General features: G+C 53.8%; 22 protein-coding genes, 1 pseudogene and 1 other annotated feature. Of the genes and pseudogenes, 14 read left to right on the forward strand and 9 right to left on the reverse strand.

What is annotated here, in order from left to right:
- Positions 1 to 102: 102 nt before the first annotated feature.
- On the forward strand, positions 103 to 1,440 hold the full coding sequence (locus WM46_RS19695) for an MFS transporter (protein WP_061075829.1): 1,338 nt from the start codon (positions 103 to 105) through the stop codon (positions 1,438 to 1,440).
- Here the strand turns inward: WM46_RS19695 and cbrA are convergent.
- Positions 1,437 to 2,543 carry a colicin M resistance lipid reductase CbrA gene (gene cbrA / locus WM46_RS19700; RefSeq protein WP_102603861.1) on the reverse strand — a complete coding sequence of 369 codons (1,107 nt, stop codon included), beginning with the start codon at positions 2,541 to 2,543 and terminating at the stop codon, positions 1,437 to 1,439. The two genes, WM46_RS19695 and cbrA, sit on opposite strands and share 4 nt — an antisense overlap.
- Positions 2,544 to 2,643: 100 nt before the next feature.
- Here cbrA and WM46_RS19705 point away from each other — a divergent pair, with 100 nt between their 5' ends.
- Entirely contained in the window at positions 2,644 to 3,870 is a 1,227-nt protein-coding gene (locus WM46_RS19705; protein WP_102603088.1) for a DUF3748 domain-containing protein, read from the forward strand.
- Here the strand turns inward: WM46_RS19705 and WM46_RS19710 are convergent, their stop codons facing one another.
- Positions 3,871 to 4,203, reverse strand: a complete 333-nt coding sequence (locus WM46_RS19710) for a YceK/YidQ family lipoprotein (RefSeq protein ID WP_102603089.1) — start codon at positions 4,201 to 4,203, stop codon at positions 3,871 to 3,873. It lies immediately after the preceding gene.
- 243 nt (positions 4,204 to 4,446) lie between these two features.
- Positions 4,447 to 4,521, forward strand: a sequence feature (ROSE (Repression Of Heat Shock gene Expression) occurs in the 5'-region of heat shock genes and acts as an RNA thermometer to modulate expression.).
- On the opposite strand from WM46_RS19710, the gene ibpA reads away from it, so the two are divergent.
- The 3 genes from ibpA to WM46_RS19725 all read left to right on the forward strand — a co-directional run bounded on the left by ibpA (position 4,515) and on the right by WM46_RS19725 (position 7,429).
- A complete protein-coding gene (gene ibpA, locus WM46_RS19715) occupies positions 4,515 to 4,928 on the forward strand; it encodes a small heat shock chaperone IbpA (RefSeq protein ID WP_042998723.1) in 414 nt (137 codons plus the stop codon). Its footprint overlaps the feature before it by 7 nt.
- 147 nt (positions 4,929 to 5,075) lie before the next feature.
- A complete protein-coding gene (gene ibpB / locus WM46_RS19720) occupies positions 5,076 to 5,504 on the forward strand; it encodes a small heat shock chaperone IbpB (protein WP_102603090.1) in 429 nt (142 codons plus the stop codon).
- A gap of 263 nt (positions 5,505 to 5,767) precedes the next feature.
- A complete protein-coding gene (locus WM46_RS19725; RefSeq protein ID WP_102603091.1) occupies positions 5,768 to 7,429 on the forward strand; it encodes a putative transporter in 1,662 nt (553 codons plus the stop codon).
- Between the two features lie 63 nt (positions 7,430 to 7,492).
- Here the strand turns inward: WM46_RS19725 and WM46_RS19730 are convergent, their stop codons facing one another.
- Together WM46_RS19730 and WM46_RS19735 are read right to left on the reverse strand one after the other, a co-directional pair.
- Positions 7,493 to 8,956, reverse strand: a complete 1,464-nt coding sequence (locus WM46_RS19730; protein WP_102603092.1) for a sulfatase — start codon at positions 8,954 to 8,956, stop codon at positions 7,493 to 7,495.
- Positions 8,953 to 10,419, reverse strand: a complete 1,467-nt coding sequence (locus tag WM46_RS19735; RefSeq protein WP_102603093.1) for a sulfatase — start codon at positions 10,417 to 10,419, stop codon at positions 8,953 to 8,955. The genes WM46_RS19730 and WM46_RS19735 overlap by 4 nt, the downstream gene beginning before the upstream one ends.
- A 283-nt stretch (positions 10,420 to 10,702) precedes the next feature.
- On the opposite strand from WM46_RS19735, the gene WM46_RS19740 reads away from it, so the two are divergent.
- From WM46_RS19740 to WM46_RS19755, 4 genes are all read left to right on the forward strand, one after another.
- Positions 10,703 to 12,052: a glycoside-pentoside-hexuronide (GPH):cation symporter gene (locus WM46_RS19740; protein ID WP_102603094.1), complete on the forward strand. Its 1,350-nt coding sequence runs from the start codon at positions 10,703 to 10,705 to the stop codon at positions 12,050 to 12,052.
- A gap of 91 nt (positions 12,053 to 12,143) precedes the next feature.
- Positions 12,144 to 12,491, forward strand: coding sequence for a YidH family protein (locus tag WM46_RS19745; RefSeq protein ID WP_042998720.1), 348 nt, complete (start codon positions 12,144 to 12,146; stop codon positions 12,489 to 12,491).
- On the forward strand, positions 12,481 to 12,843 hold the full coding sequence (locus WM46_RS19750) for a DUF202 domain-containing protein (protein ID WP_102603095.1): 363 nt from the start codon (positions 12,481 to 12,483) through the stop codon (positions 12,841 to 12,843). Before WM46_RS19745 ends, WM46_RS19750 begins: the two co-directional genes overlap by 11 nt.
- Complete coding sequence (locus WM46_RS19755) at positions 12,840 to 13,961, forward strand: anaerobic sulfatase maturase (RefSeq protein ID WP_187394404.1); 1,122 nt, start codon at positions 12,840 to 12,842, stop codon at positions 13,959 to 13,961. Before WM46_RS19750 ends, WM46_RS19755 begins: the two co-directional genes overlap by 4 nt.
- On the opposite strand, the pseudogene dsdA reads toward WM46_RS19755, so the two are convergent.
- Positions 13,958 to 15,279, reverse strand: a pseudogene (gene dsdA, locus WM46_RS19760) (D-serine ammonia-lyase). The gene WM46_RS19755 and the pseudogene dsdA sit on opposite strands and share 4 nt — an antisense overlap.
- Before the next feature lie 17 nt (positions 15,280 to 15,296).
- Positions 15,297 to 16,634, reverse strand: coding sequence for a D-serine transporter DsdX (gene dsdX / locus WM46_RS19765; protein ID WP_061075839.1), 1,338 nt, complete (start codon positions 16,632 to 16,634; stop codon positions 15,297 to 15,299).
- Positions 16,635 to 16,864: 230 nt separating this feature from the next.
- Between dsdX and dsdC the strand changes: the two genes are divergently transcribed.
- A complete protein-coding gene (gene dsdC / locus WM46_RS19770) occupies positions 16,865 to 17,821 on the forward strand; it encodes a DNA-binding transcriptional regulator DsdC (protein WP_061075840.1) in 957 nt (318 codons plus the stop codon).
- Between the two features lie 56 nt (positions 17,822 to 17,877).
- Complete coding sequence (locus tag WM46_RS19775) at positions 17,878 to 18,927, forward strand: cellulase family glycosylhydrolase (protein WP_102603097.1); 1,050 nt, start codon at positions 17,878 to 17,880, stop codon at positions 18,925 to 18,927.
- On the opposite strand, the gene emrD is transcribed toward WM46_RS19775, so the two are convergent.
- The 3 genes from emrD to tisB form a co-directional block, all read right to left on the reverse strand.
- The gene (gene emrD / locus WM46_RS19780) at positions 18,854 to 20,038 is read right to left on the reverse strand and encodes a multidrug efflux MFS transporter EmrD (protein WP_102603098.1); all 1,185 of its coding nucleotides are present in this window, start codon (positions 20,036 to 20,038) and stop codon (positions 18,854 to 18,856) included. The two genes, WM46_RS19775 and emrD, sit on opposite strands and share 74 nt — an antisense overlap.
- 179 nt (positions 20,039 to 20,217) lie before the next feature.
- Complete coding sequence (locus tag WM46_RS19785) at positions 20,218 to 21,051, reverse strand: DMT family transporter (protein WP_102603099.1); 834 nt, start codon at positions 21,049 to 21,051, stop codon at positions 20,218 to 20,220.
- A gap of 116 nt (positions 21,052 to 21,167) precedes the next feature.
- Positions 21,168 to 21,257, reverse strand: coding sequence for a type I toxin-antitoxin system toxin TisB (tisB, locus tag WM46_RS19790; protein WP_042323479.1), 90 nt, complete (start codon positions 21,255 to 21,257; stop codon positions 21,168 to 21,170).
- Between the two features lie 523 nt (positions 21,258 to 21,780).
- On the opposite strand from tisB, the gene ivbL reads away from it, so the two are divergent.
- The 3 genes from ivbL (at position 21,781) to ilvN (ending at position 23,975) form a co-directional block, all read left to right on the forward strand.
- Positions 21,781 to 21,879, forward strand: coding sequence for an ilvB operon leader peptide IvbL (ivbL, locus tag WM46_RS19800; protein ID WP_061075844.1), 99 nt, complete (start codon positions 21,781 to 21,783; stop codon positions 21,877 to 21,879).
- 107 nt (positions 21,880 to 21,986) lie between these two features.
- Positions 21,987 to 23,681: an acetolactate synthase large subunit gene (ilvB, locus tag WM46_RS19805; protein WP_102603100.1), complete on the forward strand. Its 1,695-nt coding sequence runs from the start codon at positions 21,987 to 21,989 to the stop codon at positions 23,679 to 23,681.
- A gap of 3 nt (positions 23,682 to 23,684) precedes the next feature.
- Positions 23,685 to 23,975 carry an acetolactate synthase small subunit gene (gene ilvN / locus WM46_RS19810; protein ID WP_042998709.1) on the forward strand — a complete coding sequence of 97 codons (291 nt, stop codon included), beginning with the start codon at positions 23,685 to 23,687 and terminating at the stop codon, positions 23,973 to 23,975.
- Position 23,976 lies beyond the last annotated feature (1 nt).

Raw genomic sequence — 23,976 nt, forward strand, 5'->3', positions numbered from 1 at the left:
GATGCGAAAACTTGCCGCCTTCCCCCAGCACGAATTATTTAGCGCATTAGCGTAATTTTTAATTTTAAAAATAAAACAAACACCCTCTGTAAATTACCGGGCATGGTGAGCGGCTTCGCTATGCCCAAAATCTGGAGACAGATTGCGATGGATATTCCAGTTACTGCTGCAAAAATAGGGCGTCGCCGTTACCTGACGCTGATTATGATCTTTATTACCGTGGTTATCTGTTATGTCGACCGTGCCAATCTCGCGGTGGCGTCGGCGCATATTCAGGAAGAGTTTGGTATTACGAAAGCGGAAATGGGCTATGTCTTCTCGGCTTTTGCCTGGTTGTATACCCTATGCCAGATCCCGGGCGGCTGGTTCCTTGACCGCGTCGGTTCACGTCTGACCTACTTTATCGCGATATTTGGCTGGTCGGTGGCAACCCTCTTCCAGGGCTTCGCCACCGGGTTGATGTCGTTAATTGGCCTGCGTGCCATTACCGGGATATTCGAAGCCCCGGCGTTTCCGACCAACAACCGCATGGTGACGAGCTGGTTCCCCGAGCACGAACGCGCCTCCGCCGTCGGTTTTTATACATCCGGACAGTTTGTTGGTCTGGCGTTCCTGACCCCGCTGTTGATCTGGATCCAGGAGATGCTGAGCTGGCACTGGGTGTTCATTGTCACCGGGGGGATCGGCATTATCTGGTCGCTGGTCTGGTTTAAGGTGTACCAACCGCCTCGTCTGACCAAAAGTATCACCAAAGCGGAACTGGACTATATTCGTGACGGCGGCGGCCTGGTGGATGGCGATGCGCCCGTCAAGAAAGAGGCGCGTCAGCCGCTGACCAAAGCGGACTGGAAACTGGTGTTCCACCGTAAGCTGGTGGGTGTTTATCTGGGCCAGTTTGCCGTCACCTCTACGCTGTGGTTCTTCCTGACGTGGTTCCCGAACTACCTGACGCAGGAAAAAGGCATTACCGCGCTGAAAGCGGGCTTTATGACCACCGTTCCGTTCCTCGCGGCGTTCTTTGGCGTACTGCTTTCCGGATGGCTGGCGGATAAGCTGGTGAAAAAAGGCTTCTCGCTGGGCGTGGCGCGTAAGACACCGATTATCTGTGGTCTGTTAATCTCCACCTGCATTATGGGTGCAAACTACACCAACGATCCGGTGTGGATTATGACCCTGATGGCGGTGGCGTTCTTCGGTAACGGCTTTGCTTCCATCACCTGGTCACTGGTCTCTTCGCTGGCACCGATGCGCCTCATCGGCCTGACGGGCGGCGTGTTTAACTTTGTCGGTGGGCTGGGGGGCATCACCGTTCCGCTGGTGATTGGCTACCTTGCGCAGGACTACGGCTTTGGTCCCGCGCTGGTCTATATCTCCGCCGTTGCCCTGATTGGCGCGCTCTCTTACATCCTGCTGGTGGGTGATGTAAAACGTGTAGGTTAATACCCCTTTACCAGCCCGCCAGACGTTGTGGTGGGCTGGTCATCCTGGCTCAGTGGGATATGCGCGATGCCGCTTCGCATAATCGCGCTTCGCAATACGGGCGCAGTCAAACAGCGGCTCTTCAGGATCTTGCCGTACAGTTTACCGCGCAGTGGGCGGGTGGCCTTCCGGTAAGCGCGGTTCATCTCCGGCGCATTCTTCAGCAGCACAGACTTGAGGATCTCTGCGCTATCCAGGGCGTAGCTAATCCCCTCCAGTGAACTGGCGCTGATAAACCCGGCGGCCTCACCAATCAGAAATGCGTTATCTTCACCGCAGACGAAATCCGCCCAGCGCGACGGAAAGAGTACGGTACATTTCTCGCTTTTCACCGGCGTGCCGAAGCGGAACTGAAAGGCCGCCATTTTCTCTTTCAGCGCCTCGAAGCGGGTCTGGCCATCCTTCATGGGATAAGCGCCACCAAAGATGAAATAGCCGTCTTTGCTGATGCTCCAGGAGTAACAGTCCGTTGCGGCGTTATCGAAAATGCAGGAGTAAAACGGGACCGGATGACTTTCTGCGAACCATTGTTGGATGGCGACATATTTGCGAATCTGATGTTCCGGATAAAGATAGCGACGCACCAGTGAGTTTGCACCGTCGGCCCCCACCAGATAGTGGGCAGTAATCTGTTGCTCCCAACCGTCGGCGCGAAAAATCACGTGCCATTTCCCCTCTTCTCGCCAGATTTTTCGACACAGGCTGTCGTGATACACCTGTACCTCATCCGGGATCAGCGACTTCATCCATAAATCAAAGGCATGACGGTTGATATTGATATAGCTGCGCTGGTAGTTGCGCGTCAGCGAGGTGTCGACATCCACCGTTTTGACACTGAAAATTTGCGGGTTGGCGATGACGTCCACCGGCAGCGTAATTCCGTCGCGAATAAACGAACGCTGTGCATCCGGAGCCAGTAAACCGCCGCAGGGTTTGGTGAACCCTTCATTGCCGCAGTGACGTTTTTTATCCAGCGCGAGCACGCGCATTTTACCGCTCAATTTACGCGCCAGCGTTGCGCCGGCCGGGCCGAGACCGATAATCGCTACGTCGAAATGTTCCATCTCTTTGTCCGCAAAAAATGAAGATGGCACTACGCTAATGCCTGAAAGTGAAGTCCTTGTGAAGTATGATTGATGAAATTGTCCCCGACCTGAGCATCCCATGAAGCAAATCACCTTTACGCCGCGTAATCATCAGCTTACCAATACCCGGACCTGGACGGCGGACAGCCGCTGGCTGGTTTTTGATGTCCGCCCGTCAGGGGCGTCTTTCACCGGTGAAACCATTGAACGGGTAAATGTCCATACCGGTGAGCTGGAGGTGATTTATCGCGCGACGCAGGGGGCGCATGTCGGCGTGGTAACGGTGCATCCGCAGGCGGAGAAATATGTGTTTATTCATGGACCTGAAAACCCGGATGCGACGTGGCAATATGACTTTCATCATCGTCGCGGCGTGATTGCCGAACAGGGGAAAGTGACGAATCTGGATGCGATGGATATCACGTCACCCTACACGCCGGGCGCACTGCGCGGGGGTAGCCATGTTCATGTTTTCAGCCCGAACGGCGAGTTTGTCAGCTTTACCTACAACGATCATGTCATGCATGAACGCGATCTGGCGCTGGACTTACGCAACGTTGGCGTCGCGGTGCCTTATGGGCCGGTGACGGTGTCGGCGCAGCATCCAAGAGAATACTGCGGCAGCCACTGGTGCGTGCTGGTCAGCCAGACAACGCCTGAACCCACGCCGGGCAGCGATGAAATCTCTCGTGCCTACGAAGAGGGCTGGGTGGGAAATCATGCGCTGGCGTTTATCGGCGACACGTTGTCTGAAAGCGGCGAGAAAGTACCGGAGCTGTTTCTGGTCGAACTCCCGCAGACGGAGGCGAGCTGGAAAATGTCCGGTGAGGCACCGCTGGAAGGCACGGATTCCACGTTACCCGCACCGCCGCGCGGAGTGACACAGCGCCGCCTGACGTTTACCCATGCACGTCGTTTTCCTGGGCTGGCAACGGTTCCACGTCACTGGGTACGCGGTAATCCGCAGGCGACGGAGATTGCGTTCCTGATGCGCGATGAGGTTGGTATCGTGCAACTGTGGCTAATTTTGCCGCAGGGTGGGGAGCCCCGCCAGTTGACCCGTCACGCCACGGGAATTCAGTCCGCGTTTAACTGGCATCCGTCGGGGAAATGGCTGGGATGTGTGCTGGATAACCGCATTGTCTGCTGTGATGCGCGCAGCGGAGACATCACGTTTTTAACGCAGAATCACGGCACCCCGCCTTCTGGGGATGCTGTGGTTTTCTCGCCTGATGGTCAGTTTGTGGCGTGGATGGAAGATGTAGACGGTTTCCGTCAGCTGTGGATGACAGAAACCGGGCGGTGATCAGGGGGCGGACATTTTTGCCGGAGGGATCACGGAGTTGGTTATCTGTGTTCTCTCCTCGCTTCTTTCGACACGCGATCTGACCGAATTGTCTTTACGGAACAGATCCCACGGCAACAGGATCGTGTCCATTACTGCCGTAAAGGGCATATCCAGTATCGCCAGCGATTTGGTACCCCAGTTTGTCTCATCGTCACCTATCATCGTGGCGCTGGCGCGGGTGCCAGGATAAGTTCCCTCTTTACCACCGGTATGTGACATTACGCTGGAGCAACCACTCAGTAAAACCATCCCACTGCACATCATCAGCGTTAATAACACATTTCTTATCATGATTTATTCATCTGTTGATCATCGGTGTTTGCATGATGAGTTATAGCGATCCCTTGCCAGAAATAACATCCTCATCACGTCGCACTGTGGCGGCTATCGCACTTTAACGTTTAGTGCTTTCCCCTCCCAGTCTATGCAATGGACAGCAAACTGCAAAAAAAAGTCAGCCACGAGTGCTTGAAAAGTGCGTAATCAAACCCATTTTGATGGTGTAGGCAAATGAAGAGCACGCCTGATGGGTGTTCTGACTACCGGGCCTGTCCATGATGGAAGGTCATTTAACTTCTCGCTGATTTCAGGAGCTATTGATTATGCGTAACTTTGATTTATCCCCGCTGTACCGTTCTGCTATTGGTTTTGACCGCCTGTTTAACCTGCTGGAAAGCAATCAGAGCCAGAGTAATGGCGGCTACCCTCCGTATAACGTTGAGCTGGTAGACGAAAACCATTACCGCATTGCCATCGCCGTTGCCGGATTCGCAGAGAGCGAGCTGGAAATTACCGCACAGGACAACCTGCTGGTGGTGAAAGGCGCACATGCGGACGAGCAAAAAGAACGGACCTACCTTTACCAGGGTATCGCGGAGCGCAACTTTGAGCGTAAGTTCCAGTTAGCTGAGAACATCCATGTTCGCGGCGCGAATCTGGTCAATGGTCTGCTGTACATCGATCTTGAGCGCGTGATTCCGGAAGCGAACAAACCGCGCCGTATCGAAATCAATTAATTCTGTCGGGCCGCGTTGCGCGGCCTGTTATCCCGGGCTCGCCGACAGGGGCCTATGCGAATCCACGGATTTGCAGGTACGACTATGCCCTAAAACATTTACGTTGCAGGGTTTAGTGAAAACTCGCTTCTTAGAAGGAGAATGATTATGCGTAACTACGATTTATCCCCGCTGCTGCGTCAATGGATCGGTTTTGACAAACTGGCCAACGCGTTACAAAACACCGGTGAAAGCCAGAGCTTCCCACCCTATAACATTGAAAAAAGTGACGATAACCACTATCGCATTACGCTTGCGTTGGCGGGGTTCCGTCAGGAAGATCTGGATATTCAACTGGAAGGCACCCGCCTGACCGTAAAAGGCGCACCGCAGCAGACTGAAAAAGAGACCAAATGGTTGCATCAGGGGCTGGTCACCCAGTCGTTCAGCCTGAGTTTTACCCTGGCTGAAAACATGGAGGTTTCCGGCGCGACGTTTACCAACGGGTTGTTGCATATCGATTTGACCCGTAATGTCCCGGAAACAGTTGCTCCGCAACGTATCGCCATCAGCGAACGTCCCGCATTAAATAGCTAATTTAGCTCCTTGCCTTTGCCCCGCCAGAAATGACGGGGCTTTTTTGTGCGCGAAGACAACACCGGGTTTTGGGGAATGATGCCCTTACCAGAAGAAAGCATTCAGCAACTTCAGGTTACGATGAAGAAAAAGGGGAAGAGACGCCCATCATGAGGGCGTTTTAGCGTCGTTTCAGCACCAGAATGTGCGCCATCTTGCATATATGCCTGAACGGTTCAGTCATAATCCACGTAAATAGAAATGTTATTCACAGGGAATAAAAAATGAGTGATATAGCATTGACGGTCAGCGTTCTGGCGTTGGTGGCGGTTGTCGGATTATGGATCGGCAATATCAAGGTGCGGGGTGTCGGCTTTGGCATCGGCGGCGTGTTGTTCGGCGGCATTATCGTCGGCCACTTCGTTGATCAGGCAGGGGTGACGCTGAGCGGCGATATGCTGCACTTCATCCAGGAATTTGGCCTGATTCTGTTCGTCTACACCATTGGGATTCAGGTGGGGCCTGGGTTCTTCGCCTCGCTGCGGGTTTCTGGCCTGCGTCTCAATCTGTTTGCGATTCTGATCGTCATCATCGGCGGACTGGTCACCGCCATCTTGCATAAAGTGTTTGCTATTCCGCTGCCGGTGGTGCTGGGGATTTTCTCCGGTGCGGTCACCAATACTCCGGCGCTGGGGGCCGGACAACAAATCCTGCGCGATCTGGGTACGCCAATGGAGCTGGTGGATCAGATGGGGATGAGCTACGCGATGGCGTATCCGTTTGGGATTTGCGGTATTTTGCTGACCATGTGGCTGATGCGCATGATATTTCGCGTCAATGTGGAAGCGGAAGCGCAACAGCATGAATCGACGCTCACCAACGGGCATTCGCTGATTCAGACCATCAATATTCGCGTTGAGAACCCAAACCTCAACAATATGGCGATTAAGGATGTGCCAATCCTCAACAGCGATAAAATCATCTGCTCACGACTGAAGCGTGAAGAGACGCTGATGGTGCCGTCGCCGGGAACGGTGATTCAACTGGGTGATTTGCTGCACCTGGTCGGGCAGCCGGGCGATCTGCATAACGCACGACTGGTGATAGGTCAGGAGGTGGATACCTCACTGTCGACCCGGGGCACCGATTTGCGCGTCGAACGCGTCGTGGTCACCAACGAAAAAGTGCTCGGCAAACGCATCCGCGATTTGCACTTTAAAGAGCGTTACGACGTTGTGATTTCTCGACTGAACCGTGCGGGCGTTGAACTGGTGGCCAGCAGCGATGCCAGTCTGCAATTTGGTGACATCCTTAATCTGGTGGGACGACCCGCTTCGATTGATGCCGTTGCCAATGTTGTGGGTAATGCCCAGCAAAAACTGCAGCAGGTGCAGATGCTACCGGTGTTTATTGGCATCGGTCTGGGGGTGCTGCTGGGGTCCATTCCGCTCTTTGTTCCCGGCTTTCCGGTGGCGTTAAAGCTGGGACTGGCGGGTGGGCCGCTGATTATGGCGCTGATTCTGGGGCGTATCGGCAGCATTGGTAAGCTGTACTGGTTTATGCCGCCAAGCGCGAACCTGGCGCTGCGTGAACTGGGGATTGTGCTGTTTCTGGCCGTGGTGGGGCTGAAATCGGGTGGTGACTTTATCAATACGCTGACTCAGGGCGATGGTCTGAGCTGGGTGGGCTACGGTATTTTTATTACTGCTATCCCGCTTATCACCGTCGGTTTACTGGCGCGTATTTTTGCCAAAATGAACTACCTGACGCTGTGCGGGATGCTGGCCGGTTCGATGACCGATCCGCCTGCGCTGGCGTTTGCTAACAACCTGCATGCCACCAGCGGCGCGGCGGCACTGTCGTATGCGACGGTATATCCGTTGGTGATGTTCCTGCGTATTATCACGCCTCAACTGCTGGCGGTGATTTTCTGGGGGCTGGGCTAGTTTCGGTTTTGTTGACGGCATCCATGAGATGCTGTCAACAAGGGGTTACGCTAACGATAACGGTTATAGATTCAGGCGGATGAATTGTTCCTCTGGCGCCTGATTTTTAACCAGCCAGTTTTTCATTTGTTGCGCCAGTCGCGCCTCGGTCTGTGGATCCTGCCGCGGATAGATTTGGTGATAGTCTTCCTGTAAATCAAACAGTAAATTCTCTTCTAGCCCTTGCGAACGCTGCGGGATTTTCAATAATGGGCAGTTTTTAGCGAACGGGAAACTTTTCGTCGGTGGTACAAACGTTGCGGTAGCCAGCAACTCCGGCGACATACGGTAATTCATGTAGCAGGGCATCAGCGTGTATTCGTGTACCTGCTGATCATGTTTGCTGCCGCGCATATAGACGTAACGACCATCGGTGATATTCACCTCTTTGCCAAAGTAACCAAAAATCAGTGAGTCATGGATTGGGTGATCGTCTTTGATTACTGGGCACAGGTCTTTGCCATCCATCTCTTTGGTAGGTGCAAGGTTAAAGAAATTCAGTAGGGTGGGCGCCATGTCGATCATGGATGCCAGTCCCTGACGGCTCTCATTTTTTCGCTGACTGCGAGGATCCCAGATAAAAAGCGGGATGTGTGCGATTTCACAATAACTCGGCGGGTTGTTTTTCGCCCACCAGTTATGTTCGCCAAACATAAAGCCGTGATCGGTATTTACGATCAGCAGCGTGTCCTCCCACAAATTATGCTTATCCATCACATCCAGCAGACGATTCAGGTATTTATCGCACAGTGAAAACAGCGCGCGGGCGCGGTTTTTACAATGTTCAATACTGTCCGGACTCTCCTCAACCTGTCGATAGAAGGGCCAGTCGAAATGGGGACCATCATAGTTTTCTGGATATAACGCCTGACATTCTGGTGAAGAAAAATAAGGCTCGTGGGGGTCGAAGGCTTCCAGATGTAAAAACCAGTTGTCCTCGGCATGGTGTTTTTCTAAAAATGCTTCTGCCAGCGCAAAGACCTGCGGGGTACACATTTTTTCTTCGCTATCCATGTAGGAACGGTTAACGAAGTCACGTTTTTCCAGTTCTTTGCGCCAACCGGAGAGTGAGGGATCGTAGTTATCGGGAAACTCGGGCGTGGTGATGGCGGGTTTGTATTCATCGACTTCCTGACCGCGGATAAATTCTGCTGAGGCGTAGCGATTGTGATAGGTTGCGCCGCCATCCTGCCAGTAGTGGTAATGGTCGGTAATCAGGTGACTATAAATGCCGTTATTTTTCAGAATCTCTGGCAAGGAGTCATCGAAAGGTTCAAGCGGTCCCCATGCGCGATGCAGGAAATTATAGCGCCCGGTATGCAGATCCCGACGGGCGGGCATGCAGGGCATCGAACCAATCCAGCACTGATCGAAACGCAGGCTATGTTCAGCCAGACGCTGGAAACCAGGCGTGTGTACATCCGTTGCACCGTAGGGTGACAGCATGCGGCGGCAAAGTGAGTCAAACATCACCATGATGGCTTTCATTTCGGTTCATCCTTGTGTGGGAGGGGTAAACCCAGGCGTTCGTATTGTTCTTGTGGCGCATCGTTTTCCCTCATCAGACGAACTATTTCTAGCTTCATGCGTGCGACGACTGTGGGATTATGGAGCGGCGTGGTTTGCCGGGGATCGTCAGTGACGTTGAACAGCACGCTCTGCCAGTGATGCGTTAAAGGCACCATACCGAGGCCGATGTCAGCAATCTTCATCAACCGACATCCTTTGGTGAAACTGAACGATTCCACCATTTCCGTATGCTGGAGTTCCTGCGGGGTAAAAGGATGGCGCATATGCGTGGGCATCAACGTGTAGTGATTCAACGGACGATTTTCGCGCGTCGGCGCATGCGTATAAACCCAGGTGCCGTCCGTGCAACTGATCTGCGCGCCATAGACACCAAACAACGCTGTTTTGCGTACAGGGGTATCATGGGCAATGGTTTCTCCTAATGGTTTCCCCTGCATATCCGGCGGGATGGCCTGATTAAAAAAATCTAACAGTGTCGGGGCTAAATCGATGGTCTGCACTAACTGGCGATTCCTGCCGGTTTTTTTACTCCGTGGGTCGTAAATAAACAGCGGTGTATGGGAGACCTCCTCATAAAAGTTGGCATCGTTGGCTTTTGCCCACCAGTCGTGTTCGCTGAGTAAATAGCCGTGGTCAGTGTTGACGATCAGCAGGGTGTCTTGCCAGAGATCGTATTTGTCCATCATGTCGAGCACGCGGCCAAGACCCGTATCGCACATATCCAGCAAACCGCTATATTCCTGACGAAGATTATCCACCCATGGACGTTCCTCATCGGACACCTGCGCATAGTGTGGCCAGTCAAAAAGAGGCCCAGCCGCTTTCTCTTTTTGCCGACGATGGAAAAAAGGCTCGTGAGGATCGAAGGTCTCAATTTGCAGAAACCAGTTGTCCTGCGTGTGGTATTTTTCGATAAATTCCAGACCAAGATCGAAGGTTTTCTCAATGGGAAATTTATCCTGTTGCAGGATTTTTTCGCGGTTGGATAAGTCCTGCGACATCATTTGCCCAAGGTGAATCGGGAACTCACGTTTTATGATATCCGGCTCCCAGCGATCGCCTTCCTGACCCCTGACGATTTCCCATGTGGCATAGCGGTTATGATAGGTACAGCCGCCATCTTCCCAGTAGTGGTAATGGTCGCTGATTAAATGGCTGTGTATGCCATTCTTTTTCATAATTTCAAAACAGGAGTCATCAAAGGGCTCCAGTGGCCCCCAACCGCGATGCAAAAAATTATAACGTCCGGTGTGCAGTTCACGTCTGGCTGGCATACAGGGCAGGCTTCCGACATAGCTTTTATCGAATACCACGCATTTATTCGCCAGGCGGGTAAAGTTAGGCGTCTGAGTCCAGTGGGAATTATAAGGGGTTAAGCAATGTCGGTTTAATGAATCATACATTACCATTATCGCTTTCATTTTTTCTCCTGTCGGGTGGCTTATATCATCCAGTTATCGGTGTTTCATCGATTTATTGGTGTTAGTAATGAATTTCCGTAAAAATTATCTTTTTAATATTGGCTGTGAATGTATTGTTTTTATTTATATGTTACTGAACATATTGTCTTAGAGGAGGAATGCGAGGTTGTGAGAGATATCACATATGAAAATAAACATAACTATTAAGTGAAAAATCATAATTCAGCGTCTGACTTCATTAAATCTACTATAGGGACACAATCTCACCACTATCTGGAATAATATGAATAGTCAAGTTTTGAGTGTCAGGGAAAAGATTGGCTATGGCCTTGGTGACGCAGCAAGTCATATTGTCTTTGATAATGTTATGTTGTATCTCATGTTTTTTTATACCGATATTGCTGGTTTGCCTGCGGCGTTTATTGGCAGTATGTTTTTAGTTACGCGAATACTTGATGCAATATCTGACCCTTGTATGGGATTGCTTGCAGACCGTACCCGCACGCGCTGGGGAAAATTTCGCCCGTGGCTGCTGTGGGCGTCTATTCCTTTTGGTATTAGTTGTGTTCTTACTTATACGGTTCCGGATTTATCGCTATATGGAAAAATGATTTATGCCACGGTGACCTATATCGCGCTTACGCTGATGTATACCATCGTCAATATCCCCTATTGCGCGTTGGGTGGGGTTATCACTGGCGATTCGCAACAGCGTATGTCTTTGCAGTCGTGGCGGTTTGTCCTTGCGACGGCGGGCGGCATGTTATCCACCGCATTGATGATGAGTCTGGTGAACGGGTTGGGTGGAGAGGATAAAAAATTAGGTTTTCAGGCCAGTATCACACTGCTTTCTATTATTGCTGTTTTGATGTTTTATTTTTGTTTTTTCACCACCAAAGAGCGCGTTGTTTCACCGCCAATTAGCAGTGGCTTTAAAGGTATGATGAGCGATTTAAAGGATATCTGGAAAAACGATCAGTGGCGAGTGGTGGGGGTTTTGACCGTTTTCGCTATTATTGGAACTTCAGTTCGTGGTGGGGTGATGATGTATTATGTCACCTGGATTATGGAGTCGCCAAAAGTGTTTTCGATATTTCTCTCAACATATTGTGTCGGAAATATCGTCGGCAGTGCGCTGGCAAAACCGTTAAGCGTTCGCTTCTGTAAAGTGACGGTCTTTATTTGCTGTAATTTTATTTTAATGGCGCTGAGTTTTTCAATGTACTTTGTGCCGATGGATAAAATGATGGTGATGTTTTGCCTGATTTTCATCATTGGTGTGCTGCATCAGATAATGACGCCGATAAAGTGGGTCATGATGGCAGACACCGTCGATTATGGTGAAATGGTCAGCGGGAAACGACTGACGGGAATTAGCTTCGCGGGAACGTTGTTTGTGCTGAAAATGGGGCTGGCGGTCGGGGGGGCGATTATTGGCTGGATGCTCGCTATGGGCGGCTATCAGGCGGGAGCCGATGCGCAGTTGCCGGAAACGCTGAAGACCATCATCACCTTGTTTACGGTTGCGCCGGGACTTTGTTATCTGTGCTGTGCGTTAATCGCCAAATGCTTCTACCGGTTGACTACGGAAAAAATGAAACAGGTTTCGCAAACGCTTCATGCATCGACCTGATTTGCAGAGTTTATTAATGCTATTTATCCAGGTGCTCAGGTAATATTGCGGTTATTTCATGCACATTGTTGCGCATTCAGTAGGGGGTTAAATGAAGATTTCCCGCCTCGGAGAAGCCCCGGATTACCGCTTCTCACTGGCAAACGAGCGTACCTTTCTGGCGTGGATCCGCACCGCGCTGGGTTTCCTGGCCGCCGGCGTTGGGCTTGACCAACTGGCGCCGGACTTCGCCACGCCGGTGATCCGCGAGCTGTTGGCGCTGCTGCTCTGTTTGTTCGCCGGCGGCCTGGCGATTTACGGTTATCTGCGCTGGCTGCGCAATGAAAAGGCGATGCGGCTGAAAGAGGATTTACCTTATACCCGTAGCCTGCTGATCATCAGTCTGATATTGACCATTGTGGCGATTGTGGTCATGGCGCTGGTGCTGTATGCCGGATAGCCGTAAGGCCCGTCGCCTGGCCGATCCGGGACTGCAGCCGGAGCGCACGTCGCTGGCATGGTTTCGCACGCTGCTGGGCTACGGTGCGCTAATGGCGCTGGCGATAAAACATCACTGGCATCAGGCGGGATTCTTGTTCTGGGTCTCTATCGCGGTGCTGGCTATCGTGGCTGTAATCCTCTGGCGTTATACGCGCAAGCGTAATCTGATGGATGTCTCGCATCTTGATTTTGCCCAATCGCGCGCGGTTCGTGACAAATTTATGATCTCCCTCGCGGTGTTATCTCTCGCAATACTGTTTGCTGTAACGCACGTTCGCCAACTTATCGTATTTCTCGGGAATTTAGCATGACAGGATGTCAGGTCATGGCCAAGCCGGCCAGTTCACGTTGTAACCTGGATTGTCGTTACTGCTTTTACATTGATAAACCCGCCCACCCGGTGATGGATGACACCACGTTATCGACGTTTATTCAGCAGCACATTACCGCACAGCCAGGGCCAGATGTTCTGTTTGCCTGGCAGGGAGGAGAACCGACACTCTGCGGTCTGGATTTTTTCCAGCGCGTGGTGGAGTTACAAAAGCAGTTCGGCGCGGGGAAGCAGATCCAGAACGCTTTTCAGACCAACGGCATTTTGCTCAATGACGCATGGTGCCGTTTTCTGCACGACAATAACTGGCTGGTGGGGCTTTCACTGGACGGTCCCGCCGATTTGCATGATGCCTTTCGCGTTAGTCGTCGCGGCAATCCGACCCATCAAAAAGTGATGATTGCGCTGCAAAAACTGGTCGAATACCGCGTGGAATTCAATCTGCTGGTGGTGGTGAATCGCCTTAACAGCAGCCAGCCGGAGCGGATGTATCACTATCTTCGCCAGCTTGGGACGCCTTTCTTACAGTTTATTCCGCTCGTTGAGCAGGATGAGCACGGCAGGTTGACGGCGGAATCGGTCGAGCCACAGGCGTGGGGGCAGTTTCTTAACTCGGTATTTGATATCTGGGTACGGGAAGATATTGGCCGTGTGTATATTCAGCTCTTTGACTCGACCCTGGGCGTGTGGTGCGGCTATCCGTCGCAGATGTGCGCGCTAAGTCAGGACTGTGGTCATGCTTTCGCGCTGGAGGCCAATGGTGATTTGTACCAGTGCGATCATTATGTTTATCCGCAATACCGGCTGGGCAATATTCATCACACTCCGCTGAAGGCGCTCAATGCCAGTCCGCAGGCGATAGCTTTTGGGGAGCTGAAAAGGTCCACGTTAAGCGCAGCGTGCCAGACCTGTTCGCTGCTGCGCTTTTGTCATGGTGATTGCCCTAAGCATCGGGATGAGAGTGGGAAAAGCATGCTGTGCGCCGGATACAGCGACTTTATCCGTCATACCGCGCCTCACATGCGCGTGATGCGCGATCTGATCAGGCAGCATCGCTCACCGGCAGAGCTGATGGCGATGCTGCGTGCCGGGCGTTAGCGCCCTTTCGCCAGGTATTGCGCCATTTCTGCTTCTGGTACCATGCCGCCGCCCGTCGCCCAGACCAGGTGCGTTGCATTATTGAGCTGCTCAGCGCTAATACCCTGCATTTGCTGATAGTCAGTGGATGCACAAACACGCTGAGGTCCGGCCATTCCCGCCAGCGCCGACGGTTCCAGACGAATGTTCTCTTCCTGCGCCAGCCAGCCCAGCATGTCATACATGGACTGATCGCTGAGGGTATACAACCCATCGAGCAGGCGTTCCATCGCTCTGCCGACAAAGCCCGATGCCCGCCCTACCGCCAGGCCGTCTGCCGCCGTCAGGTTATCAATACCGATTTCCTGCACGGAGATCGCATCATGCAGACCGGTATACACACCCAGCAGCATGCAAGGCGAATGAGTCGGTTCAGCGAAGAAGCAGTGCACGTTATCGCCAAATGCCAGTTTCAGACCAAACGCCACCCCGCCAGGGCCACCCCCACGCCGCACGGCAGGTAAACAAATAACGGGTGATTGGCATCTACCACGCGACCTTGCTGTTCGAATTGCGCTTTCAGACGCTGGCCCGCAACCGCATAGCCTAAAAACAGCGTGCGGGAGTTTTCATCATCGATAAAGAAGCAGTTCGGATCGGACTCCGCCGCCTTACGGCCCTGTTCAACCGCCACGCCGTAATCATCTTCGTATTCAACAACCGTGACGCCGTGGCTGCGCAGTTTGGCTTTCTTCCACGCACGGGCATCCGCAGACATATGCACCGTGACGTTAAAGCCAATGCGGGCGCTCATAATGCCGATAGACAGCCCCAGGTTGCCGGTTGAACCCACCGCGATACTGTACTGACTAAAGAACGCTTTGAACTCCGGAGAAAGCAGAACGCTGTAATCCTCTTCGGGGGTCAGCATCCCGGCGTCCCGCGCCAGTTTTTCGGCGTGCGTCAGCACTTCATAAATGCCGCCGCGCGCTTTAATTGAGCCGGAAATCGGCAGATGGCTGTCTTTTTTCAGCAGGATTTCGCCACTGATTTTCTGGCCATACTGTTTTTCCAGGCGCTGCTGCATGGCCTGAATGGCGACGACTTCAGATTCAATAATCCCCCCGGTCGCAGCGGTTTCCGGGAAGGCTTTGGCCAGATACGGCGCAAAGCGTGCCAGACGGGCGTGGGCGCCCTTAACGTCTTGTTCCGTCAGCCCTACATAAGGTAAACCTTCCGCCAGAGAGGTGGTTCCCGGGTTGAACCAGGTCGTTTCTCGCAGAGCCACCAGATCCTCCACCAACGGATACTGGGCGATGAGTTTTTGTATGTTTTCCATAGGACGTCTCTTTGCGCTTAGATGATAAAGGAAAGCAGGAATGTGCAAGCCAGTGCAATGACCGAGGCGATAAATGTCGCGGTCGTATAGTATTTGAACGTCTCATTCAGGGTGGCGCCGCAGTACTGCTTAACCAGCCAGAAGAGGGAGTCGGTAACGATTGTGCAGCCAATAGCGCCGGAACCGATGGCAATGGCGATAATCTCCGGACTGACGTTGGGATAAAGCGGCAGCATCGGCGCGACAATCGCCGTGGCACCCATCATCGCGACGGTGGCTGAACCGACCGCCGCGTGCAGAATCAGCGCCACCAGCCAGGCCAGCAGAATCGGGTGCATATCCATGTTGGAGAGGATCACCGCCAGCGTGTCTGCCAGACCGCTGCTCTTGAGGATGGCGTTGAACGCCCCGCCCGCCCCGATAATCAGCAGAATGTTGGCGATAGAACCAAAACCGTTTTCGGTATGGGTGAGCAGTGCGCTCATACCGATATGCTGGCGCAGACCGAGAATGTAATACGCCACGAAGACGGCGATAAACATCGCGGTGATCGGGTTACCGATAAATTCCAGCAGAGTGTACAGCGTGCTGCCTTTGGTCATGTTCAGTTCAGCCACGGTTTTCACCAGCATCAAACCAATCGGCAGCAGGACGGTAAACAGCGTTGCGCCCAGTGACGGCAGCGTGCTTTCTTCGCGAACCTTGAGGTCTGCAAACTCAGCAGGAACCGGTTTGAACGGCAGGCGATTGCCGAGAAATTTCAGGAACAGCGGGCCGCCGATCAGCGATGCCATCAGGCCAACCAACAGGCCGTAGACGATCACCGAACCAATATCCGCGCCCAGTTTATTGGCGACAAACAGCGCTGCCGGGTGCGGTGGTACGACGCAGTGAACGGCCATCAGCGCGGTACACAACGGGATGGCCAGTTTCAGCAGCGAGGTGTTGGTTTTTTTCGCGATGGAGAACGCCAGCGGAATTAACAGCACCACGCCAACTTCAACGAACAGCGTGATCCCGCAAATCAGCCCCACCAGCACCATAATGACGTCAGCAGAGAGCCAGCGACAGCGCTGGAGCGTTAAGCCGATACGTTCTGCCGCGCCGGAAACCTCCATCATTTTGCCGAGAATCGTACCCAGACCGATGACGGCGGCGAGAAAGCCCAGCGTTCCGCCAATCCCGCTCTCAATGGCGTTGACCATATCCAGCGGCCCCATGCCCATCATGGCTCCCACAAAGAAACTGGCGAGCAGCAGTGCCAGGAACGGGTGGAATTTGAATTTCACGATGGTCAATACAATTAACACAATGCTAATTAGCAGCGTGCTCACAACCCAGATTTGAGAGTGCATATCTCACCTTGCCCTGTGATTAACCTGTCCTTATTGGACAAAAATTCGGCGTGGGCTGACAAACGATATAAATCCTCACTCACATGAATCAGATTGAATCAAAGAGGTGATTTACATCGAATATTCACGCAATTTTGCGATATGGTTCACTCTCATTCATCTTTGTGCTGTTTTTTTCTGCGGTTTTTTTTACACTTCGCCGGACTGAAGCTGAAGTCACCGAGGTATCCATGGAACCCCTTCGCGAAGTCAGAAACCATCTCCTCAACGGCTGGCAATTATCCAAACTGTACACGTTTGAAGTGGCCGCGCGGCATCAGTCGTTTGCGATGGCCGCAGACGAACTGTCGCTGAGTCCCAGCGCCATCAGCCACCGCATTAACCAACTGGAAGAAGAGTTGGGGATCCAGCTTTTCGTGCGTTCGCACCGCAAAGTGGAGCTTACCCATGAAGGTAAGCGGGTGTTCTGGGCGCTGAAATCGTCGCTGGATACGCTGAACCAGGAGATCCTCGATATCAAAAATCAGGAACTCTCCGGGACGTTGACCGTCTATTCTCGCCCGTCTATCGCGCAATGCTGGCTGGTGCCCGCGCTGGGTGACTTCACCCGCCGCTATCCATCAATCTCGCTCACGATCTTAACCGGCAACGACAACGTAAACCTGCAGCGCGCCGGGGTCGATCTGGCGCTCTACTTTGACGATGCGCCGTCGGCCCAACTGGAACACCATTTCTTGATGGACGAAGCGATTCTCCCCGTTTGTAGCCCGGATTATGCCCGGCGCTTTGATTTAATGGGTTCGCTGGTGAATTTGCCGCATTGCACGCTGTTGCATGACCGTCAGGCCTGGAGCAATGATTCAGGAACCGATGAATGGCATAGCTGGGCGCAACATTTTGCAGTGAATTTGCCGACATCGTCCGGAATTGGCTTCGATCGTTCCGATTTAGCGGTGATTGCCGCCATGAACCATATCGGCGTGGCGATGGGACGCAAACGGCTGGTACAGAAGCGACTCGAAAGCGGTGAGCTGGTCGCCCCGTTTGGCGAGATGGCGTTGACCTGTCACCAGCATTACTACATGACGACGCTACCCGGCAGGCAATGGCCGAAAATTGAAGCCTTTATCAGCTGGCTGCGTGAGCAGGCGAAGTCGTTTTCCCAAAGCGAAACTGCTACACGATAACGCAAAAAGCGTGCTAAATACGTGATAGTGCGCCTGCAACATTACTGAGGGTCATCGTGATTAAACCGCTCGTCTCGCTCTTCGTGTTGGTCAGTTTCGCTCTGGGGGCGGCGCAACCGCCGCTGACGGCGACACATTATGCGCAGCAGCTCGGTGTGGGGATGGACGTCGACTGGGCGCGTACCGAACAAGGCATCCGGGAGTTTGACCCGCTGGTGGTGCGGGACTTCCACGCGAAAGGGATTACCCATGTACGCATTCGGGTGGCGGGAGAACCCACCGAGGCGCGGCTTATTCATCTGCGCAAGCTGGTGGAAGCTTGCGAGCAGTATGGCGTCATTCCGATTATCGCCTACCAGGCCGATGAGTATAAAAATGATCCCAGTGCGAGCAACGAAAAAGAGGTGACCAACTGGTGGGTCGCGGTGGCGCACTATTTTGCTCACAGCGCGCCGCTGCTGGGGTTTGATCTGATTTACGAACCAGCCGGTAAGCTGAATCATAATCTGACCGCCCTGAACCGGGTGTATGACAAAACCATTCGCACTATCCATGCCATCGATTCGCAACGGATGATTTTTGTCGCGCCGCGTCTGCGCGCCGCGCCGGAAGATCTGCAGAATCTGCGACTGCCGCCGCAGAGCCAGAACTATGTCCTGGCGGAATGGCATATCTTCCCGTGGGGACCGGTGAAAAATAACGGTAAATACCCCTGGACGTCGGGGACGGCGACAGAGAAAGCGGCGATTCGCGCGCGCATCGCTACCGCCGTGCACTGGCAACAAAAAAGCGGACATGTCAGCTGGGTTGGCGGTTGGGCCACGGGAGAAACCAGTAAGACCCCCCCATCCTCTTCACAGCTTGCCTTTGCCACGTTTATGGCCTGCGAATTGAAGAAAGCGAAAATTCCCTATGCAATCAACGCCGATACGCAGTTCTACGATGGGGAAGAGGGGGCGTGGCGGCCCGCGCCCGAGCCGCTGTTAATGGCGATGATTACGCCGGACTGCGAAACGCCCGGCCACACGGTCATTAAATCGCCTGCCCCTGGTGTGAAAAACGCGCCGCCAGCGGCAGCCAGCACAGTAAAATCAGCAGCCCCATAAGCGTCATCAACAGGCCGAGACTGCCCTGCCCGGTTTGCGGTAGCATCGCAGAAAGCCATGCCAGTACGCCGGAGCCGATGTTTTGCAGACCGCCGACCAGCGCGCCTGCCGTACCGGCGAGGAACGGGAATGGCTCCATTGCACCGCTGGTTGCCAGCGGGAACAGCATCCCGGCGCCGAAGAAGAACAGCGCGGCGGGGATCAGCAGCGTCCAGACGTTCATCACGCCAAACCAGCCGGGGATCCACATCATCAGCCCCGCCAGCAGACAACTCACCACCGACTGCCACATCAGCGTGGAGAAGCGCTTATTCGGGCGACCGGCAAACCATGCGCCGAAAAACGCCGCCGGGATCGGCAGGATAAACAGGATGCTCACCACCATACTGCTCAGCCCTAACACCGCGCCCATCAGCACGCCGGAACACGCTTCGAACACCGCGATGCCCGCCAGTCCGCCAATCAACATCAGCAGGTAGCAGTTAAACGCGCTGTGACCAAACAAAGTTTTATAGCTGGCAATCAGCCGCGTGCGCGGCGCGCCGGTAGGACGCGTTTCCGGCATCCAGCGCGCCATGCTGAAGGTGACGCCCGCACAGAGCACGAGCAGGAAAACGTAACAGGCGCGCCAGTTCCACATCGTATCCAGCAGCCCGCCAATCAGCGGAGCCAGTAGCGGACTGACCAGGATGCCCATATTCAGCATGCTGTTGGCGTGGCGCAGCTGTGTGCCTTCGTACAGATCGCGCGGTAAGGTTCGTGCCATTACCCCGCCGACGCCGGTCCCCATTCCTTGCAATGCACTGGCGGTGATTAGCACCGTCAGGCTGTGAGTCGTCATCGCGACCAGCGTGGCAAGCATGAAAATCGACATCCCGACGAGGATCACCGGGCGGCGTCCGACGCGGTCAGAAAGCGGGCCATAAAACAGTTGCGATACGCCATAGGTCAGCAGATAGGCTGCCATCACGCTTTGCACGGCCCCTTCGCGAACGTTTAGCTCGCGTGCCATGTCGGCAATGGCAGGGATATAAATGGTTTGCGCCATCTGACCCACAGCCACAAGTAATACCAACATCAACAACAAATTGACGTTTCTCTGCCTTTTCATTTCGCTGAATACTTTTCAAAAAGAGAAAAAATAAGAATAAGGTGCTGCGCATTCCCATAAATGCGAGTGAAATCTACCACACTGAAAAAAGAAGGCCAGATGGTGAGCGGGAATGGAAAGGGACTGAACGGCAGGATATGTAAACAAAAAGCGGCAACAAATGTTGCCGAGTGTGTGTTCTAGGACAGGCGTAACAGAATGGCGCCAGCGGCAATCCCGCCAGCAGCCACCAGGCGCAACCCCGCCACTCGTTCCTTCAGCAGCAGCCAGGCAATCAGCGCACCGAACAGGATTGAGGTTTCACGCAGTGCAGCGACGACCGCCAGCGGCGCGAGAGTCATTGCCCAGAGCGCCAGTCCGTAGGAACCCATGGTAGCAATGCCGCCAAAAATCCCCTTCTTCCAGTGCTGCGTCAAATAGCGCAATGCCTCACGGCGACGGGCCATCATCGCCCATCCCAGCAGGCAGGATCCGTTCAAAAAGAAGGTCCAGAGCGTGTACCCCAGTGCGGTTTCCGAGAGCCTGACGCCAGTGCCGTCGACCAGCGTATACCCGGCAATGAAACAGGCGTTAATCAGGGCGAGCACAATACCTTGCTGCGAACGAGCCCGGCCGTTAAAGGCCATGCCGAGGATGGCGGCGCAGATCACCGCGATACCCGTCCATGCCACTGCGGACAGGCTGTCGCCAAGAAACAGTACGCTGATGACGGCCACCAGCAGCGGCGCTGTCCCGCGCATCAGCGGGTAGGTCTGACTCATATCGGAAACGGTATACGTTCTGGCAACCAGTACGGTGTAGACCACCTGTAATGCGGTCGAGGCCGCTAAAAACGGGATGCTGGCGGTTGAGGGGTGTGGCGCAAAGGGCAGGCACAGGAGCGCCATAATGGCGGCGGAACCGCTGACGCTGATGGCGGCGTAGAGCTTGTCGTTTCCGGCTTTCACAATGGCGTTCCAGCTGGCGTGCAGCAGTGCGGCGAACAGCAAAATGCAGAAAACGGAAAGGGTCATAGCTCAGGCGTCATCAGGGAATGTCATAAAAACGTAACATATCATCGCCACACAAGCATCTGCGATGTAAAAGGGGAGCGGTTGCCCGCTCCCCTTTGGTGCGACTTGAATCTGAATTATTTCAGGTATTTCAGAACAGCATCAAGCAGTTGCATGGCTGCAACGATGAGTTTCAGGATAAGAATAGCGATATCCACGAGGCTCATACGCGTCTCCTTTTGGCAAAGGAGCACGGTGCTGACGTACCTTTCCGCCGCCTGTTACCAGCACCTTCGTTGACATAACACAGTGTGCTCACCGGGGGGTTAAGGCGCTGACGGCACCACCCGTTTCAGCCAGGACTTTGTTGCGCCGGTTTACGATGCGGCCCCACCTAACACATTGCGTACGGAGATATTATAGATAAATACTGTATGAATGAACAGGTATTTGTGGACAGTACCTAACTTCTGATCCATACTCAAAAGCGTCAAAATCCGTGCCGAAATTGCGTGTTCTTCGTAGAACGCGTATACTTTTGCTGTTGACATAACACAGTGTGCTTTGCGGCAACCAACCGCATAACGCTGAAAAAACCTCGCTCCGGCGGGGTTTTTTGTTTTGGGCGTTTTTTCCTGGCAAAACGTGATCGTCGGCGCATTTTTACGCAGATGAAAATTTTTCCGTTGTCAGCTTATGAAAGCTGTGCTTGTATAAATCCTGTTAATCATTAAACAGACAAGGTCCCTAATGAACCCTTCCATGCTGACGTCGACCCTACTAAACACTGCGCCATCTCGCGCAGCGGTCGTCGTGCGTGTGGTGGTGGTCGTCGGCAATGCGCCGTAGGGTCCGGAACAACACACGATTCCAAAACCCCGCCGGCGCAAACCGGGCGGGGTTTTTCGTTTAAGAGACCTGCCCGGAGCGTCGGCCCAGAACAAAAGGACTGGAGCATGGCAAGTTCGGGCACAACATCAACACCCCAGCGTATGCGTTTTACGGGCGCTGAATTCATCGTTCATTTTCTGGAACGTCAGGGCATTAAGATTGTCACTGGGATCCCGGGCGGATCGATTCTCCCCGTCTATGATGCCTTAAGTCAGAGCACGCAAATCCGCCATATTCTGGCGCGCCACGAGCAGGGTGCGGGGTTCATTGCGCAGGGCATGGCGCGAACCGACGGCAAACCGGCGGTGTGCATGGCCTGTAGCGGGCCGGGTGCGACCAATCTGGTGACCGCTATCGCCGATGCGCGCCTGGATTCTATCCCTATGGTGTGTATCACCGGGCAGGTTCCGGCCTCCATGATCGGCACCGACGCCTTCCAGGAAGTGGACACCTACGGCATCTCTATCCCCATCACAAAACATAACTATCTGGTCAGACATATCGATGAACTCCCGCAGGTGATGAGCGACGCATTTCGTCTTGCTCAGTCCGGACGTCCTGGCCCGGTGTGGATAGACATACCTAAGGATATCCAGATGGCGATTCTCGAGATTGACGAGATGCCAGAACCGGCACAGAAAATGGCGACGCCGGAATTCAGCGCAGACAGCATTCGTGAAGCTGCCGCAATGATTAACGCTGCACAGCGCCCGGTGCTGTACCTCGGCGGCGGGGTGATTAATGCGCCGCAGCGGGTGCGTGAACTGGCGGAAAAGGCGCAGTTGCCCACCACCATGACGTTGATGGCGCTGGGAATGCTGCCGAAGGCGCATCCGTTGTCGTTAGGCATGTTAGGGATGCACGGTGCGCGCAGCACCAACTTCATCCTGCAAGAGGCGGATCTGCTGATCGTGCTGGGCGCGCGTTTTGATGACCGGGCGATAGGCAAAACCGAGCAGTTCTGCCCGAATGCCAAAATCATCCACGTCGATATCGACCGCGCGGAACTGGGCAAAATCAAGCAGCCGCACATCGCTATTCAGGCTGATGTGGATGACGTGCTGACCCAGTTGATTCCGCAAATTGACGCGAACCCGCGCGCAGACTGGCACCAGTTGGTCAGCGATTTGCAACGTGAGTTCCCGTGCGCCATCCCGCAAGAACGCGACCCGCTGTGTCACTACGGCCTGATCAATGCGGTGGCGGCCTGTGTGGACGATAACGCGATTATTACGACTGACGTGGGCCAGCATCAGATGTGGGCGGCGCAGGCTTATCCGCTGAACCGTCCTCGCCAGTGGCTGACCTCAGGCGGGCTGGGCACGATGGGATTTGGTCTGCCGGCGGCAATTGGCGCGGCGCTGGCGAACCCGGATAAGAAAGTGCTGTGTTTCTCCGGCGACGGCAGTCTGATGATGAACATTCAGGAGATGGCGACCGCCAGCGAAAACCAGCTGGATGTGAAAATCATCCTGATGAATAACGAAGCGCTGGGGCTGGTGCATCAGCAGCAGAGTCTGTTCTACAAGCAGGGCGTTTTTGCTGCGACGTATCCGGGAACCATCAACTTTATGCAGATTGCCGCCGGGTTTGGTTTGCATACCTGCGATCTGAATAATGAAGCGGACCCGCAGGCGGCCCTGCAGGAGATCATCAGTCGGCCGGGACCGGCGCTGATCCATGTCCGCATTGATGCGGAAGAAAAAGTGTATCCAATGGTACCGCCAGGCGCGGCAAATACTGAGATGGTGGGGGAATAAGCCATGCAGAAACAATCACATGAGAACGTCATTCTGGAACTCACCGTCCGCAACCATCCAGGCGTTATGACCCACGTCTGCGGGCTATTCGCCCGCCGTGCATTTAACGTCGAGGGCATCCTCTGTCTGCCGATTCAGAGCAGCGACCAGAGCCGCATCTGGCTACTGGTCAACGACGATCAGCGTCTGGAGCAGATGATTAGCCAAATCGATAAGCTGGAAGATGTGGTGAAAGTGGTGCGTAACCAGTCAGACCCGACGATGTTCAACAAAATTGCCGTATTCTTTGAGTAAC

The organism is Citrobacter freundii complex sp. CFNIH2 (assembly GCF_002880615.1).
In the GTDB taxonomy this organism is placed as follows: domain Bacteria; phylum Pseudomonadota; class Gammaproteobacteria; order Enterobacterales; family Enterobacteriaceae; genus Citrobacter_A; species Citrobacter_A amalonaticus_F.